General features: G+C 59.9%; 14 protein-coding genes. 7 read left to right on the forward strand and 7 right to left on the reverse strand.

Going from position 1 to position 15266, the window contains the following annotated elements; genetic code table 11:
* Positions 1 to 219: 219 nt before the first annotated feature.
* Positions 220 to 1896, reverse strand: coding sequence for an electron transfer flavoprotein-ubiquinone oxidoreductase (locus tag O3300_RS00390; RefSeq protein ID WP_305051624.1), 1677 nt, complete (start codon positions 1894 to 1896; stop codon positions 220 to 222).
* Between the two features lie 264 nt (positions 1897 to 2160).
* Between O3300_RS00390 and O3300_RS00395 the strand changes: the two genes are divergently transcribed.
* Positions 2161 to 2937, forward strand: coding sequence for an SDR family oxidoreductase (locus O3300_RS00395; protein ID WP_034752351.1), 777 nt, complete (start codon positions 2161 to 2163; stop codon positions 2935 to 2937).
* Positions 2938 to 3037: 100 nt separating this feature from the next.
* On the opposite strand, the gene O3300_RS00400 is transcribed toward O3300_RS00395, so the two are convergent.
* Positions 3038 to 3604, reverse strand: a complete 567-nt coding sequence (locus O3300_RS00400) for a LuxR C-terminal-related transcriptional regulator (protein ID WP_166450196.1) — start codon at positions 3602 to 3604, stop codon at positions 3038 to 3040.
* A 147-nt stretch (positions 3605 to 3751) separates the two neighbouring features.
* On the opposite strand from O3300_RS00400, the gene O3300_RS00405 reads away from it, so the two are divergent.
* Positions 3752 to 4450 (forward strand): CoA transferase subunit A, encoded by a 699-nt coding sequence (locus tag O3300_RS00405; RefSeq protein WP_099664372.1) that lies wholly within the window; start codon positions 3752 to 3754, stop codon positions 4448 to 4450.
* Between the two features lie 157 nt (positions 4451 to 4607).
* Positions 4608 to 5258 carry a CoA transferase subunit B gene (locus O3300_RS00410; protein WP_077403229.1) on the forward strand — a complete coding sequence of 217 codons (651 nt, stop codon included), beginning with the start codon at positions 4608 to 4610 and terminating at the stop codon, positions 5256 to 5258.
* Positions 5259 to 5310: 52 nt separating this feature from the next.
* On the opposite strand, the gene O3300_RS00415 is transcribed toward O3300_RS00410, so the two are convergent.
* Both O3300_RS00415 and O3300_RS00420 read right to left on the reverse strand, forming a co-directional pair.
* Positions 5311 to 5721 (reverse strand): DoxX family protein, encoded by a 411-nt coding sequence (locus O3300_RS00415; protein ID WP_305051625.1) that lies wholly within the window; start codon positions 5719 to 5721, stop codon positions 5311 to 5313.
* 237 nt (positions 5722 to 5958) lie between these two features.
* A complete protein-coding gene (locus O3300_RS00420; RefSeq protein ID WP_305051626.1) occupies positions 5959 to 7296 on the reverse strand; it encodes a dicarboxylate/amino acid:cation symporter in 1338 nt (445 codons plus the stop codon).
* Between the two features lie 349 nt (positions 7297 to 7645).
* Between O3300_RS00420 and O3300_RS00425 the strand changes: the two genes are divergently transcribed.
* The 3 genes from O3300_RS00425 to O3300_RS00435 are packed head-to-tail and all read left to right on the forward strand — an operon-like array spanning position 7646 to position 11223.
* Positions 7646 to 8527, forward strand: a complete 882-nt coding sequence (locus O3300_RS00425; protein ID WP_305051627.1) for an alpha/beta fold hydrolase — start codon at positions 7646 to 7648, stop codon at positions 8525 to 8527.
* Between the two features lie 53 nt (positions 8528 to 8580).
* Complete coding sequence (locus tag O3300_RS00430; RefSeq protein WP_034784210.1) at positions 8581 to 8931, forward strand: RidA family protein; 351 nt, start codon at positions 8581 to 8583, stop codon at positions 8929 to 8931.
* Between the two features lie 39 nt (positions 8932 to 8970).
* Positions 8971 to 11223: a bifunctional (p)ppGpp synthetase/guanosine-3',5'-bis(diphosphate) 3'-pyrophosphohydrolase gene (locus O3300_RS00435; protein ID WP_099664369.1), complete on the forward strand. Its 2253-nt coding sequence runs from the start codon at positions 8971 to 8973 to the stop codon at positions 11221 to 11223.
* 140 nt (positions 11224 to 11363) lie between these two features.
* On the opposite strand, the gene O3300_RS00440 is transcribed toward O3300_RS00435, so the two are convergent.
* Positions 11364 to 12314, reverse strand: a complete 951-nt coding sequence (locus O3300_RS00440; protein WP_305051628.1) for a cation diffusion facilitator family transporter — start codon at positions 12312 to 12314, stop codon at positions 11364 to 11366.
* 235 nt (positions 12315 to 12549) lie between these two features.
* On the opposite strand from O3300_RS00440, the gene O3300_RS00445 reads away from it, so the two are divergent.
* Positions 12550 to 13557 (forward strand): restriction endonuclease, encoded by a 1008-nt coding sequence (locus O3300_RS00445; protein ID WP_305051629.1) that lies wholly within the window; start codon positions 12550 to 12552, stop codon positions 13555 to 13557.
* 143 nt (positions 13558 to 13700) lie between these two features.
* Here the strand turns inward: O3300_RS00445 and O3300_RS00450 are convergent, their stop codons facing one another.
* Together O3300_RS00450 and O3300_RS00455 are read right to left on the reverse strand one after the other, a co-directional pair.
* A complete protein-coding gene (locus tag O3300_RS00450; RefSeq protein ID WP_305051630.1) occupies positions 13701 to 14564 on the reverse strand; it encodes a pirin family protein in 864 nt (287 codons plus the stop codon).
* A gap of 57 nt (positions 14565 to 14621) precedes the next feature.
* The gene (locus tag O3300_RS00455; protein WP_099664366.1) at positions 14622 to 15221 is read right to left on the reverse strand and encodes an FMN-dependent NADH-azoreductase; all 600 of its coding nucleotides are present in this window, start codon (positions 15219 to 15221) and stop codon (positions 14622 to 14624) included.
* Between the last annotated feature and the right edge of the window lie 45 nt (positions 15222 to 15266).

The following is a 15266-nucleotide window of genomic DNA, read 5'->3' on the forward strand; positions in this document are numbered from 1 at the left end:
GGCAGAAATGTTTAGCAACGGGAATTGTAACTGGTGACAGTGCCCGTGAGAAACTTTCCGAGGGGAATTTGTTGACGCACGCCGCGCGAATGCGCACTTGCTGTTGCAGTTGGTCCAAAGTGCGGGCAATTCTGATCCTTCCGACAAAAAAACAGCGCACTGCCGGATGGGAGTGCGCTGTTCTGGCCGATTGTCAGCCGGTGCTGCGGGGCCTTGCGATTACATATTCGGATAGTTCGGCCCGCCGCCGCCTTCCGGTGTCACCCACACGATGTTTTGCGTCGGATCCTTGATGTCGCAGGTTTTACAGTGCACGCAGTTCTGTGCATTGATCTGCAGGCGTTCGGCGCCGTCGTCGCTCTTCACGAACTCGTACACGCCGGCGGGACAGTAACGGGCTTCCGGACCCGCATACGTGGCCAGGTTGACGTCGACCGGCACGCTGGCGTTCTTCAGCGTCAGGTGGATCGGCTGGTCTTCCGCGTGGTTCGTGTTCGAAATGAACACGGACGACATCTTGTCGAAGGTCAACTTGCCATCGGGTTTCGGATACACGATCTTCTTCGACTGGGCGGCCGGTTTCAGGCATTCGTGGTCGCCATGCGAGTGGTGCAGGGTCCACGGCGCCTTGCCGCGGAAGATCAGCTGGTCGATGCCCGTCATCAGGCTGCCCAGGTACAGGCCTTTCGACAGCCATGGCTTGACGTTGCGCGCCACGTGCAGCTCTTCATGCAGCCACGATTGTTCGAAGGCGACAGGGTAGCTCGTCAGTTCGTCGTGCTGGCGCTGTTCGCCCAGCGCGCCGAAGGCCGCGTCCGCCGCCAGCATGCCGCTCTTGATGGCCGCGTGGCTGCCCTTGATGCGGCTCATGTTCAGGAAGCCCGCATCGCAGCCGATCAGTGCTCCGCCCGCAAACACCAGTTTCGGCAACGATTGCAGGCCGCCGGCCGCAATCGCCCGCGCGCCGTACGAGATGCGCTTGCCGCCTTCGAAGAACTTGCGGATTTCCGGATGCGTCTTGTAGCGCTGGAATTCCTCATACGGCGACAGGTACGGGTTTTCGTAGTTCAGGCCGACCACATAGCCCACCATGACCTGGTTGTTTTCCAGGTGGTACAGGAAGGAGCCGCCGTAGGTTTTCGTGTCCAGCGGCCAGCCGCTCGAGTGGATCACCAGGCCCGGCTTGTGCTGGGCGGGGTCGATTTCCCACAATTCCTTGATGCCGATGCCGTAGGACTGCGGGTCCTTGCCGGCGTTCAAGTCATACTTGGCCATCAATTGCTTGCCCAGGTGGCCGCGCGCGCCTTCGGCGAACAGGGTGTACTTGGCGTGCAATTCCATGCCCAGCTGGAAGTCGGGGCCCGGTTCGCCATCGCGCTTGACGCCCATGTTGCCAGTCGCCACGCCTTTGACGGAACCGTCGTCGTTGTAGAGGATTTCCGCGGCAGGGAAGCCGGGGAAGATTTCCACGCCCAGGTTTTCCGCCTGCTGGCCCATCCAGCGCACCACATTGCCCAGCGAGACGATGTAATTGCCGTGGTTTTCAAAGCAGGCCGGCACGGCGAAGCCTGGCGTCTTATACGCTTTCGTTTCCGTCAGGAACAGGATGCGGTCTTCCGTCACTTCCGTGTTCAGGGGCGCGCCCAGTTCTTTCCAGTTCGGAATCAGTTCCGTCAGCGCTTTCGGGTCCATGATGGCGCCCGACAGGATATGCGCGCCCAGTTCGCCGCCTTTTTCCAGCACGCAGACGGACACTTCCTGGCTCTTTTCAGCGGCCAGCTGCTTCAGGCGGATCGCCGCGGCCAAGCCTGCGGGGCCACCGCCGACGATCACCACGTCATATTCCATGGTTTCGCGCGGTCCGTACTGTTCAACTAAGTTATTAGGCTGTGTCATGGTCTCGATTTATAGTCACTCAATTAGGTAGCAAGGATAGGGAATAAAGCATCATCGGGGAAATTTAAGCACGAGTGTGCTTGTTTTTGACGAGGATTGCAACTTTGGCGCCATTTTGCGTGACATTGCCCCTCGCCGCAATCTAAATCCGGCCATTTTGTGTAATGATGGCGTTTACCTTTGCTCAAGTGCGACGCAGGGTATTTTGCCCCTGCGCCATCGGCACGGCGTAAAGTGTTATCTAAAATAAAACAGGAGTAGCTCGTGGGCATAGAAGTCAATTTCGAGGGCAAGATTGCCCTGATTACCGGCGCATCGAGCGGCCTCGGCGCGCGCTTTGCGAAAGTGCTGGCCCAGGCCGGCGCGCAGGTCGTGCTGGCGTCGCGCCGCACCGAACGCCTGAAGGAATTGCGCGCCGAAATCGAAGCCGATGGCGGCGCCGCGCACGTGGTGTCGCTCGACGTGACCGACTTCGCCAGCATCAAGTCGGCCATCGCGCACGCGGAAACGGAAGCGGGCCCCATCGATATCCTCGTCAACAATTCCGGTGTCTCCACCACGCAACGCCTAGTCGACGTCACGCCCGAGGATTACTCGTTCGTGATGGATACCAACCTGCGGGGATCGTTCTTCGTGGCCCAGCAAACGGCCAAGCGCATGATCGCGCGCGCCAAGGGCGACCCGAAGAAGCAGCACCGCATCATCAATATCGCCTCGATGGCGGGCTTGCAAGTGCTGCCGCAGATCGGCGTGTATTGCATGAGCAAGGCGGGCATGGTGCACATGACGCGCGCCATGGCCGTGGAGTGGGGCAAGTACGGCATCAACACGAACGCCATCTGTCCCGGCTACATTTCCACGGAAATCAACGAAGATTACTTTGCCACCGAACAGGGCAAGAAATTGATCGAAATGCTGCCGAATAAACGTCCGGGCAAGCCGGAAGACCTCGACGGCCTGCTGCTGTTGCTGGCGGGCGAGGATTCGCATTTCATCAATGGCGCTATCATCTCCGCCGATGGCGGCATGAGCACCTTTTAACGCCATACAACCTGCTGCGCGTTGCGCTTCTCGGCCACAAATCGCTGCCGCTCGCGACGGTTTTACTTGGCGTTAAACGATAGTCACCTTGGCTGCAGCCCTAGCGCTGCAGCTGCAAGCCCACCAGCTTGTGCACCAGCTCGGACGAGGTCGAGGCGGCGAACTTGCGCATCAGCTTGGCGCGGTGCATTTCCACCGTGCGGGGGCTGAGGTCGATCTGGCGGGCGATGACCTTGCTCGTCTTGCCTTCCACCAGCAGCGCGGCGATTTCGCGCTCGCGCGGCGTCAGTTCCGCCGTCACGGGACGTTTTTCGCTGACATCCTCGAACGTCCAGATGCCCGGTCCCAGCGGTTCCCGCGGCAGCATGGCGTGGCCCGTGACGTGGCACCAGAACAATTCTCCATTGCTGCGGCGCATGATGCGTTCGTCCGAATAGCGGCCCTTGGCGTTCATGATGGGGATGATGCGGTCACCCGTGCGCAGGAATTCGTCGTGCGTGGGGTAGAGTACTTCGAATGACTGGTCGTCCAGCTGGGCGCGCGCATAGCCGAACATGGCCGCCAGCGCTTCGTTGCAGCTGCGCATGATGCGGTTTTCCGACATGCACATGCCCACGGGCGCGTGCAGGAAGATACTTTCATAATCGATGGCTGACGCGGCGTTCATCTGATACGTATCACTCTCACAGGGGGATTGCTGGCACGGCGCCGGTAGTTCTACGGTATTGTACTTTCCACTCGCGTATTTTATGCTGAGACGCTGCCTGAGTCATGGACTCAAGACCAAAGCTTAACAAAAGATAGAGGGACACCCATGAATAAAGTTTATCCTGACGCCGCCTCGGCGCTGGCCGGTATCGTCCAAGATGGCCAGACCATCGCCGTTGGCGGCTTCGGGCTGTGCGGCATACCCGAAGCCCTGATCGGCGCCTTGCGCGATTCGGGCGTGACGGGCCTGACGGCCATTTCCAACAATGCCGGCGTCGACGGTTTCGGCCTGGGCCAGTTGCTGACCACGCGCCAGATCAAGAAAATGATCGCCTCCTATGTGGGCGAAAACAAGGAATTCGCGCGCCAGTACCTGGCCGGCGAACTGGAACTGGAATTCACGCCGCAAGGCACCCTGGCCGAGAAGCTGCGCGCCGGCGGCGCCGGCATTCCCGCCTTCTTCACCAAGACGGGCGTGGGCACCATCGTCGCCGACGGCAAGGAACTGCGCGAATTCGACGGCGAACAATACGTAATGGAACGCAGCCTCGTGGCCGATGTGTCGCTGGTGAAAGCCTACATGGCCGACCGCGCGGGCAATTTGGTCTACCGCAAGACGGCGCGCAATTTCAACCCGAACGTGGCCATGGCGGGCAAGATCACCATCGTCGAAGTGGAAAAACTGGTCGAAGTGGGCGAGATCGACCCGGACCAGGTGCATACCCCCAGCATCTTCGTGCACCGCATCGTGGTCAATGCGAACCCGGAAAAACGCATCGAGCAGCGCACTGTGCGCACCGACTAATAAATAGAAAATTTACGCATGGCAAAACCGTAGCGAGCGGCAGTGATTTGTGGCTAAGAAGCGCAACCGTACTTTAGTACGGTGAGCATCGCAGGCCGCAAAGCGCGCCGCGCAGTAGGTTTGGGCAGGCGTTCCACGAAAATTGAGGGAGATGATAATGGCTTGGACACGTGACGAAATGGCCGCGCGCGCGGCAAAGGAATTGCAGGATGGCTTTTATGTGAACCTGGGCATCGGCTTGCCGACCCTGGTGGCGAACTATGTGCCGGAAAATATCGAAGTGTTCCTGCAGTCGGAAAACGGCTTGCTGGGCATCGGCCCGTTTCCCACGGACGATGAAGTCGATGCCGACCTGATCAATGCCGGCAAGCAGACGGTGACGGCCTTGCCGGGCGCCGCCTACTTCAGCTCGGCTGACTCGTTTGGCATGATCCGCGGCGGCAAGATCAACCTGGCCATCCTGGGCGCCATGCAAGTGTCGGAAAAGGGCGACCTGGCGAACTGGATGATCCCAGGCAAGATGGTCAAGGGCATGGGTGGCGCGATGGACCTCGTCGCCGGCGTCAAGCGCGTCGTCGTGCTGATGGAACACGTGGCCACGGCCAAGGATGGCACGACGTCGCACAAGCTGCTGAAACAGTGCGACTTGCCGCTGACGGGCGTGGGCGTGGTCGACGTCATCATCAGCGACCTGGGCGTGATCGACGTGACGGAAAACGGCTTGAAGCTGGTGGAACTGGCGCCGGGCGTGACCAAGGAACAGGTGCAGGCGGCCACGGGCGCTGAATTGGACGTTTCCGCCGTATAAAACGGATCGTCGAAGGCAATGAAAGGGCGGACAGCGATGTCCGCCCTTTTTTTTATGCGCCTGCCTTGCCGCGCAAGCTGTCCAGGCTGTAGGCGCCGGCGCCTGCCACTGCGAAATACAGGAAGGTGAAGCAATACATGACGGCCATTTCGCCGCCGTTCAGGATCGGCAGGAAACCGGCAGGCGCATGCGCCATGAAGTAGGCGGCCGCCATCTGGCCCGACAGGATGAAGGCGACGGGGCGCGTGAACAGGCCCACCAGCAGCAAGCTGCCGCCGACGAGCTCGATGACGCCGGCCACGCCCATCACGGACAACAGTTGCAAGCCGTCGAACATGGCCACGTGCGGCGCGCCGAACAGTTTGGCCGTGCCGTGTTGCAGGAAGAGGAAGCCGAGGATGATGCGCAGCAGGCCCAGCAGGCGTGGGTTCCAGGTGGCGTAGAAGGCGGGCGAGAGGGACATGACGTACTCCATTCAAAGGTGAGGATGGTTCGGTGTCAGGCTTGCATTAACGCAATGTCATTATGCGGGAACCAAGTGGCGAACAGGTGACCGTACTGTAATGGTTTTTCATTCATTGATCATTCAATGAAATATTGATGGATGATTTACTGTTTGTTGATGATGCCGGCAAAAGCCTGCACGCATGAAAAAAGCCCCGCAGAGTGATCTGCGGGGCTTTTCAATGAAGCGTACAGCTTACTTGACGATATTCACGCTGGGCGCGACATACGCATCGTCGGTCGGGTGGGTTGGATGGGCCAGCTCGCTATGCAGCTTGTCCATGTCCAGTTCTTTTTCCCATTTCGACACGACGATGGTGGCCACGCCGTTGCCGACGAAATTGGTCAGCGCGCGGCATTCGCTCATGAAGCGGTCGATGCCCAGGATTAGCGCCATGCCGGCCACGGGAATCGTCGGCACCACGGCCAGGGTGGCGGCCAGGGTGATGAAGCCGGCGCCCGTGATGCCGGACGCGCCTTTCGAGGTTAGCATCGCCACGCCCAGGATGGTCAGTTCCTGCCAGATGGTCAGTTCCGTGTTGGTGGCTTGCGCCACGAACAGGGCGGCCATGGTCATGTAGATATTGGTGCCGTCCAAGTTGAACGAGTAGCCGGTAGGCACGACCAGGCCGACGACTGGCTTGGAGCAACCGAGGCGCTCGAGTTTCTTCATCAGGGCCGGCAGCGCCGATTCCGACGAGCTCGTGCCCAGCACGATCAGCAGTTCTTCCTTGATGTACAGCAGGAAGCGGCCGATGGAGAAGCCCGTGTACTTGGCGATCAGGCCCAGCACGACGAAGACGAACAGGAAGCAGGTCAGGTAGAACGAGCCCATCAGTTTCGCCAGCGGGATCAGCGAAGCGAGGCCGTATTTACCGATGGTAAAGGCCATCGCGCCGAACGCGCCGATGGGAGCGACTTTCATGATGATGTTGACCATGCCGAAGATGGCATGCGACAGCTCGTCGATCAGCTTGGTGACCGGACGGCCGCGCTCGCCCAGCAGGGACAGCGAAAAGCCGAACAGGATGGCGATCAGCAGCACTTGCAGGATGTCGCCCTTGGCGAAGGCGTCGACGAAGGTCTTCGGGATGATGTTCATCAGGAAGTCGACGGTGCTCATGCCTTCGGCGTGCGTGTATTGCGCGATCGACTTGGCGTCCAGGTGGGCCGGATCGGCGTTGAAGCCGGCGCCCGGTTTGAGGATGTTAGCAACCAGCAAGCCGATGGCCAGCGCGAAGGTGGAGACCACTTCGAAGTACAGCAGCGCCTTGCCGCCCACGCGGCCGATTTTCTTCACATCCTGCATGCCGGCGATGCCGGAGACCACGGTACAGAAGATCACCGGGGCGATGATCATCTTGATCAGTTTGATAAAGCCGTCGCCCAGCGGTTTCATGTCGACGGCGTTCGTTGGGTAGAACACCCCCAGCAGCACGCCAGCCACGATGGCGAACAGCACCTGTACGTACAGGATTTTATAGAATGGTTTTTTCACGAGTGGTCTCCTCTTGCGGGTTGATGCTGCGATCATCCGCCCATTGCCAGGCAGGCTCAATTGTGGATAACCGCAGATATGCATTTTCGCTATATCGGGTATTGCGCCATGGCGAAGGTGCCAGTGCTGTGCTGCGGCGCAGCATTTCAGGCGCGCGCTTGGAGCATTGCCCGCGCTGCGCTACACTGCCGTAGCGTCGCGCGCGAGGCAACCGGCAAATCGCCGGTTTCTTTGTTTTTTACTACCAAATAACGACGCCGGACAAAACCGTAGCGAGCGGAAGGGAGTTGTGGCCGAGAAGCGCAACCGTACTTTGGTACGGTGAGCATCGCAGGCCGCAACCACCGACGCGCAGTAGGTTTTCTCCGGTGTTATAAGGAATCGCATGATCGAAGCCAGCATCAAAACCGTCCAGTGCATTTCCCCCGCAGGCTTGCACACCATGTCGTATAAAGAGTGGGGCGCGGCGGACAATCCGAACGTGCTCGTCTGCGCCCATGGCGTGACGCGCGTGGCGGACGACTTCGACAACCTGGCGCGCGCCATGGCCAGCGATTACCGCGTGATCTGTCCCGACGTGGTGGGACGCGGGCGCTCGGGCTGGCTGGCCAACCCGCAGTTTTACCGCGTGCCGCAATATGTGAGCGACATGGTGACCCTGCTGGCGCGCGTGCTGGCCAATGGCGAGCGCCAGACGGTGGACTGGTTCGGCACGTCGATGGGCGGCTTGATCGGCCTGGGCCTGGCATCGTTGCCGGACAGCCCGATCAGCAAGCTGGTCTTGAACGATATCGGCCCGACACTGGCGCCGGAAGCCTTGCAGCGCATCGGCGACTACATCGGCCAGGACCTGCGTTTCGAGACATTCGAGCAAGGCGCCAGGTTCGTGCGCGACGTGTCCGCCAGCTTCGGTCCGCACACGGACGCGGAATGGCATAAACTGGCGGTGGATGTGTTGCGCCAGGATAAGGATGGCCACTGGCGCCGCCACTATGATATGGGACTGGCCATGCCGTTCCGCTCGGCCACGCCGGAATCGGCGGCCAGCGACGAAGCCATGCTGTGGGCCGCGTATGATGCCGTGCGCTGCCCCACCTTGCTGGTGCGCGGCTCGGAATCCGATCTGCTGTCGCACGAGACGGCCACGCTCATGCTGGGCCGCGGCCCGAAGGCGGAACTGGTGGAAATCGCCGGCGTCGGCCATGCGCCCACGTTCGTGCACGAGGACCAGATCGCCATCGCCCGCAAGTTTTTGCTGGGCAAGTAATGCTGGGCGAGTAATAACGCTGTACAGATTTTGAAACAACCGAAAGAAGAAGCATGGAAATTACACGACTGCACGTAGGCAAACGCCTCTCCGAAGTAGCCATACACAACAACACCATCTACCTGGCTGGCCAGATCGCGGAAGACACCACGCAGGGCATCGTCGGCCAGACGCGCGAAGTGCTCGGCCACGTCGACCGTCTGCTGATGGAAGCGGGCAGCGACAAGACTTGCATCCTGTCGTGCCAGATCTACATCGCCGACATGAAAGATTTTCCCGGCATGAATGAAGTGTGGGATGACTGGGTGGCTTCCGGCCACACGCCGCCGCGCGCCACGGTGGAAGCGAAGCTGGCCAATCCGGCTTGCCTGGTGGAAATCGTCATCATCGCTGCAGAGCGTTAAGTTATTCAGTTGTTGAGTTATTAAGTTTAAAGGTATTACATGGTTTCCATCTCGGCCCCGAATAGCGTCACCTCGGAACAACTGGTAGAGGGCTTGAGTGCGCCGGACAGCGCGCGCGTGCTGGACGCGCTCGCGTATGCCACCGAAGCGTATGGCGACAAGCTGACCTTTGCCGGCCGCTCCGCGCTGGAGTTCGCCCTCGGCGTGGCCACCACGCTCGCTTTCCTGCGCAGCGATGCGGAAACGCGCATCGCCGGCCTGATGTTCGAGCTGACCCTGCTGGAACCCGACACGGCAGCCGATATCGAGCCGCGCTTCGGCAAGCAGGTGTGCGACCTGGCAACAGGCGTGCGCCAGCTGATCCGCTTGCGCGCGCTGACCCAGGCGCAGCATGGCAGCGCTGGCGGGCGCGGCAAGAATGCGGCGCAGCAAGCCGTGGCCCAGGTGGAAACCCTGCGCAAGATGTTGCTGGCGATGGCGTCCGACATGCGCGTCGTGCTGGTGCGCCTGGCTTCGTGCGTGACCACCTTGCGTTACTTTGCTGAACTAAAACTGTTCAATGAAATGACGCGCGAGTATGGCAAGGAAACCTTGGACCTGTACGCGCCGCTGGCCAACCGCCTCGGTATCTGGCAGCTGAAGTGGGAACTGGAAGATTTGTCGTTCCGCTTCATCGAGCCGGAAGCGTATAAACGCATCGCCAAGATGTTGGAAGAAAAGCGCATGATGCGCGAGGGTTTTGTTTCCTCGGCGATTCTGCGCCTGCAGACGGAGCTGGCCTCGGCCGGTATCCAGGCGGAAGTATTTGGCCGCCCGAAACACATTTACAGCATCTGGAACAAGATGCGCGGCAAGGAGCTGGACTTTACGGCCCTGTACGACGTGCGCGCCTTCCGCGTCATCGTTGCCGACGTGAAAACCTGCTACACGGTGCTGGGCGTGGTCCACAATATCTGGACCCCCATCCCGAAAGAATTCGACGATTACATTTCGCGGCCGAAACCCAACGGTTACCAGTCGCTGCACACGGTGGTGACGGCCGAGGATGGCCGTCCGCTGGAAGTGCAAATCCGCACCAATGAAATGCACAGCTTTGCCGAGTACGGCGTGGCCGCGCACTGGCGCTACAAGGAAGAGGGCGGCTCGAACTTTGCCGGCCAGAAATACGACGAAAAGATCGCCTGGCTGCGCCAGTTGCTGGCGTGGAAAACCGAGGTGGCCGACGCCGTCGTGGGCCAGGAAGAAATCCAGCGCGAATGGGTGGAAAAGCTGAAATCGGCCACCCTGGACGACCGCATCTTCGTCATGACGCCGCAGGCGCGGGTGCTGGAATTGCCCGTGGGCGCCACGCCCGTCGATTTTGCGTATCACTTGCATACGGACGTGGGCCACCGCTGCCGCGGCGCCAAGGTCGACGGCATCATGGTGCCGTTAAATACGCAATTGAAGAACGGCCAGACCTGCGAAATCATCACGGCCAAGGGCGCGCCGGGCACGGCGGGGCCGTCGCGCGACTGGCTCAGCGCCGGATACGCCGTCAGCACGCGCACGCGCTCGAAGATCCGCGCCTGGTTCCATGCCATCGACATGCAGGAAACCCTGGCCCACGGCCGCGCGCTGGTGGAAAAATCCTTGCAGCGCGAAGGCAAGACGGCCGTCAACCTCGAAGCGCTGGCGCAAAAGCTGGGCTTTGCGAAAGTCGACGAACTGTTCCTGTCGGTCGGCAAGGATGAATTCAGCCTGCGCCACGTGGAGCAGGCGCTGCACGACAATGGCGAAGTGGTGGTGCCGGAAGACGCCGTTCTGGTCGGCAAAAGCCGCGCGTCCAGCGTGGAGCAGGGCGCCAAGTCCGGCGTGCTGGTGGTGGGGACCGAGGGCTTGATGACGGTGCTGGCCAAGTGCTGCAAGCCGGCGCCGCCGGACAGCATCGTCGGTTTCGTGACGCGCGGCAAGGGCGTCTCGATTCACCGCGCCACGTGCAAGAACTTCGAGGAAATGCGCGCCAAATCGCCCGAGCGCGTGATCTTCACGGAGTGGGGCAGCACGGGCGGGCACGATACCGTGTATCCGGTGGACATTTTCATCCTGGCCGGCGACCGCCAGGGCTTGCTGCGCGACATCTCCGAAATCTTTTCGCGCGAAAAGATCAACGTGATCGGCGTCAACACCCAAAGCGCCAAGGGCCAAGCCCGCATGACGTTTACGGCCGAGATCAGTTCGACGGCGCAGTTATTAAAAGCGCTGAATGTGATCAAGGATGTCAGTGGCGTGCTTGAGGCACGTCGTAGCTGACGCCTGACCAAACCTACTGCGCATCGGTATAGGCGGCCTGCGATGCTCACCGTACTAGAGTACGGTTGCGCTTCTCGACTACCTCTACCTTCCGCTCGCTACGGTTTTGTCAGGCGTTGTGACGCTTGTTGAACCTGGTGTTAATGCGTCTTGTCGCTCGCATGCAGCCCCGCCATCGTGGCCGTCTCCGGCTGCAGGGTAATGTGGTCGATGCCATGCTTGCTGAGTAACATCTTCTTGATCGCCCGCAATACCTTCGGCCAATGGTCGAGGTGCTCGATTTCCACGTGGCCGATCAGGGCCGGCTGGCCCGGCGACATATCCCACACGTGTAAATCGTGCACGGCAATCACGCCATCCACTTCTTCCACGTCAGCGCCCACCTGGATGTAGTCGATGTGCATGGGCACGCCTTCCATCAGGAAATGGTAGGACTCGCGCAGCACGCCGAATGTCGACTTTAAAATCAGCAGCGACACCAGCACGGACAGCAGCGGGTCGATCTGCATCCAGCCCGTAAAGTAAATCACGGCGCCCGCGACGATGGCGGCGACCGAGCCCAGCAAATCGCCCATCACGTGCACGAGGGCGGCGCGCGTGTTCACGCTTTGCTTATCTTTCGACAATACCCACGCCACGACGATATTGATCGCCAGGCCGATGAAGGCGACGATGAAGACCATGCCGCCCTTCACGGGTTGCGGGGAGGAAAAGCGCAGCGCCGCTTCGTAGCAGATCCAGCCCACCACGCACAGCATGGCCAGGCCGTTGACGAAGGCGGCCAGCGCTTCGGCGCGGCCAAAGCCGAACGAGTGGCGCGGCGAAGGAGGGCGGCGCGCGATCAGTTGCGCCAGCAGTGCCAGGCCCAGCGCGGCCGCATCCGTGACCATGTGGCCCGCGTCGGAAATCAGGGCCAGCGAATTGGACAGGAAGCCGGCCGCCACCTCGATGCCGGCAAATGACAGGGTCAAGCCCAGCGCCCACGCGAGGATACTCTGGCTGCGGCCCTCGAACGAGTGGGTGTGTTTGGCGTCGCCCTTCAGGTGGGCGTGCAAATGGGTGGCGTCGTGTTCGGTGTGCGTCGGATGCATGGAATGCTTTGTGGAATGATGTTGCCGCCAGTGTAATTGAAAAGTAACAAGGCGGCTAACGCGCATCCTGGTGTTCGGATGCCAAGATGTCGCGAAGTTGCTTGAAGGGCTATTTTATCAATTGCTTAATAGGCTAAGCGGCAGGCTTTGCTGGTTGGCAATACGACGCACATCGCCAGGGTAAATGACATTTATGTTATCTTTCCGCGCAGATATTTAATAAAGGGTAGCGTCGATGGCAAAGATGTGGATGATTCGAGGTGAAGGCGGGCGTTTGTATGATGATTTTCGGGAAAGGAAGGCCGCTGCAATCGGTTGGGCGGAACTTGCTCCTAAAGCAAAGCCCGGAATGAGCAGGAAAGAGTTAACGGCAATCTATCAACAAGTAGAACCGAATGTAAAGCTCGGTACTGCCATTTCTGGTGCCTCCCAAGTATGGCGTTTCATAAACGAGATTCAGGAGGGGGATTGGGTCGTCACTTACTCGCCAGCAAATCGTACTTATTTGGTCGGCAAGGTGACGGGTCCATATCAATATCGCCCAGAATGGACAGAAGATGATATGCCACTGATCCGGCCAGTTCAATGGAAAACCATTGAAGTTGAACGAGACATGTTGAGCGTGCGCAGCAAAAATACCTTGGGTGCTACGTTAACGGTCTTTTTGCTGCCTGACACGGTCATGCAAGAGTTGCTATCTGATTCCAAGGCATCGAGCGGCTTTGGGACTTCGTCCATGATTGCAGACACTGAAGAGCTGGAGCCGGAAGCAGATCCGCTTGCCGGATTGGAAATTCTCGCGATTGAACGTATTAAAGACCTAATAAGTCGACTCGATTGGGAAGAGATGCAAGATTTGGTCGCAGGTTTGCTGCGAGCAATGGGTTACAAAACGCAAGTCTCGCCTGCTGGCCCAGATAGGGGAAAGGATATTATTGCCTCACCGGATGGTTTTGGTTTTGAAAATCCTCGAATAATTGTTGAGGTAAAACATCGGAAGGGACAAATGGGCACGCAGCAGATTCGTAGCTTTCTGGGCGGTCGTCACAAAGATGATCGTGGCCTGTATGTTAGTACCGGCGGATTTTCAAAAGAGGCCTATTACGAAGCAGAGCGTGCGAATGTGCCGTTGACTTTATGGACGTTGGATAATTTAGTACGCGCACTGGTCGAAAATTACGAACAAACTGATTCCGAGACTAAGCGCCTTGTACCACTTAAACGAACTTACTTTCCAGCGTAGTTCGTCTAGTGAAGCGTATGGTATTGTTAAGCGTCGTCGTTGAAAGAGAGGACCCGCATGTACACGTTGGTTCTCTCTTTCGATTTATTCACTATTGAATAGCCCCAAAGAATAGCCCCAAAAATTCTTGGGGTTTCTCCTTGTTACTCGCCAAACTTCCCTTCACGGAAATCCTGCACGGCCTGGAACACTTCCGCCTGGGTATTCATGACGAACGGGCCATATTGCGCGATCGGTTCGTTCAAGGGCTGGCCGGCGACGAGGATCACGCGGCCGCCTTGCGGCGCCTCGATGCGCACGCCGTCGCTGCCCGGCGTGTTGGCGAAGATCGCCATGCGCAGGGCGGGCACGGCTTTGCCATCGACTTGCACTTCGCCACGGAAGGAGTACAGGAAGGCATTATGGCCTGGCGGCAAGGGCTGCTCGAAGCTGGCGCCGGCCGGCAAGTCGATGTCGAGGTACAGCGGTTCCGTCAGCTCGCGCTGTACGGCGCCCGTCACGCCATGGCTTGCGCCGGCGATCACTTGCACGGTCACGCCCGCGTCCGTCGTGTAGCGGGGGATTTCGCTGCTGTCGAAGTCGCGGTACCACGGCGTGCGCATCTTGTCGCGCGCGGGCAGGTTCAACCACAGCTGAAAACCTTCCATCACGCCTTCTTCCTGTTCCGGCATTTCCGAGTGGATCACGCCGCTGCCGGCCGTCATCCATTGCACGCCGCCCGAGGTCAGCAAGCCTTCGTGGCCCGCGCTGTCCTTGTGGCGCATGCGTCCCGTGATCATGTACGACACGGTCTCGAAGCCGCGGTGCGGATGCTCGGGGAAGCCGGCGATATAGTCGTTCGGCTTGTCGCTGGCAAAGTTGTCGAGCATCAAGAACGGGTCGAGGCGGCGCTGCAGCTGCTGCGTCAGCACGCGGTTGATCTTCACGCCGGCGCCATCCATGACGGCCTGGCCGGCGATCACGCGCTCGACGGCGCGTGGCTTGTTGACGGTGGTGGTATCGCTCATTGTTCTCTCCTCTAGGCCAGGACGGCGCCAGTGCGCCGCCCCTTTCACTGCTGGGAATTACACCAGGATCGCGTTGATCTCGGCGTCCGCCTGGGCTTGCGCCTTGGCCACGGCTTCCGGGCCCATGCCCATGCCTTCCGAATACACGTATTGCACGTCGGTCAGGCCCAGGAAGCCGAACATGGTGTTCAGGTAAGGCACCTGGCTATCGTTGGCGCTGTCGCGGTGCAAGCCGCCGCGGGACAGGCCCACATAGACTTTCTTGCCGGTCAGCAGGCCCACGGGGCCGTTTTCCGTGTACTTGAAGGTGACGTTGGCGCGGGCAATCGCGTCGAACCAGCTTTTCAGTTGCACGGTGATGCCGAAGTTGTACATGGGCGCGCCGATGACGATCACGTCAGCCGCTTGCACTTGCGCAATCAGCGCGTCGTCCAGGGCGATGCGGGCCGCTTGCTCCGGCGTACGCTTGTCCGCTGGCGTGAACAGCGCTTGCAGGGTCGGTTCGTCGAGCACGGGGTGCGGTGCGGCGGCCAGGTCGCGGCGCACCAGGGCGGCGCCGGGGTTGGCCGCTTGTACGCGGGTAACGATGGCGTCAGCCAGGCGGGTCGAGGCGGAACCGGTGCTGCGGGCGCTGGAATTGATTTGCAGGATGTTCATCTTGTTTCTCCGTTGTGAGGTGTCTTGCGATGGATGAACTATAGC

It is taken from the genome of Janthinobacterium sp. SUN206, assembly GCF_030587305.1.
Lineage (GTDB): Bacteria > Pseudomonadota > Gammaproteobacteria > Burkholderiales > Burkholderiaceae_D > Janthinobacterium > Janthinobacterium kumbetense.

Excerpts from the sequence above, each read along its gene's own strand:
- O3300_RS00390 (WP_305051624.1), bottom strand. The coding sequence starts at position 1,896 with ATGACACAGCCTAATAACTTAGTTGAACAGTACGGACCGCGCGAAACC.
- O3300_RS00400 (WP_166450196.1), bottom strand. The coding sequence starts at position 3,604 with ATGAACGCCGCGTCAGCCATCGATTATGAAAGTATCTTCCTGCACGCG.
- O3300_RS00405 (WP_099664372.1), top strand. The coding sequence starts at position 3,752 with ATGAATAAAGTTTATCCTGACGCCGCCTCGGCGCTGGCCGGTATCGTC.
- O3300_RS00410 (WP_077403229.1), top strand. The coding sequence starts at position 4,608 with ATGGCTTGGACACGTGACGAAATGGCCGCGCGCGCGGCAAAGGAATTG.
- O3300_RS00415 (WP_305051625.1), bottom strand. The coding sequence starts at position 5,721 with ATGTCCCTCTCGCCCGCCTTCTACGCCACCTGGAACCCACGCCTGCTG.
- O3300_RS00420 (WP_305051626.1), bottom strand. The coding sequence starts at position 7,296 with ATGATCGCAGCATCAACCCGCAAGAGGAGACCACTCGTGAAAAAACCA.
- O3300_RS00425 (WP_305051627.1), top strand. The coding sequence starts at position 7,646 with ATGATCGAAGCCAGCATCAAAACCGTCCAGTGCATTTCCCCCGCAGGC.
- O3300_RS00430 (WP_034784210.1), top strand. The coding sequence starts at position 8,581 with ATGGAAATTACACGACTGCACGTAGGCAAACGCCTCTCCGAAGTAGCC.
- O3300_RS00435 (WP_099664369.1), top strand. The coding sequence starts at position 8,971 with ATGGTTTCCATCTCGGCCCCGAATAGCGTCACCTCGGAACAACTGGTA.
- O3300_RS00440 (WP_305051628.1), bottom strand. The coding sequence starts at position 12,314 with ATGCATCCGACGCACACCGAACACGACGCCACCCATTTGCACGCCCAC.
- O3300_RS00445 (WP_305051629.1), top strand. The coding sequence starts at position 12,550 with ATGGCAAAGATGTGGATGATTCGAGGTGAAGGCGGGCGTTTGTATGAT.
- O3300_RS00450 (WP_305051630.1), bottom strand. The coding sequence starts at position 14,564 with ATGAGCGATACCACCACCGTCAACAAGCCACGCGCCGTCGAGCGCGTG.
- O3300_RS00455 (WP_099664366.1), bottom strand. The coding sequence starts at position 15,221 with ATGAACATCCTGCAAATCAATTCCAGCGCCCGCAGCACCGGTTCCGCC.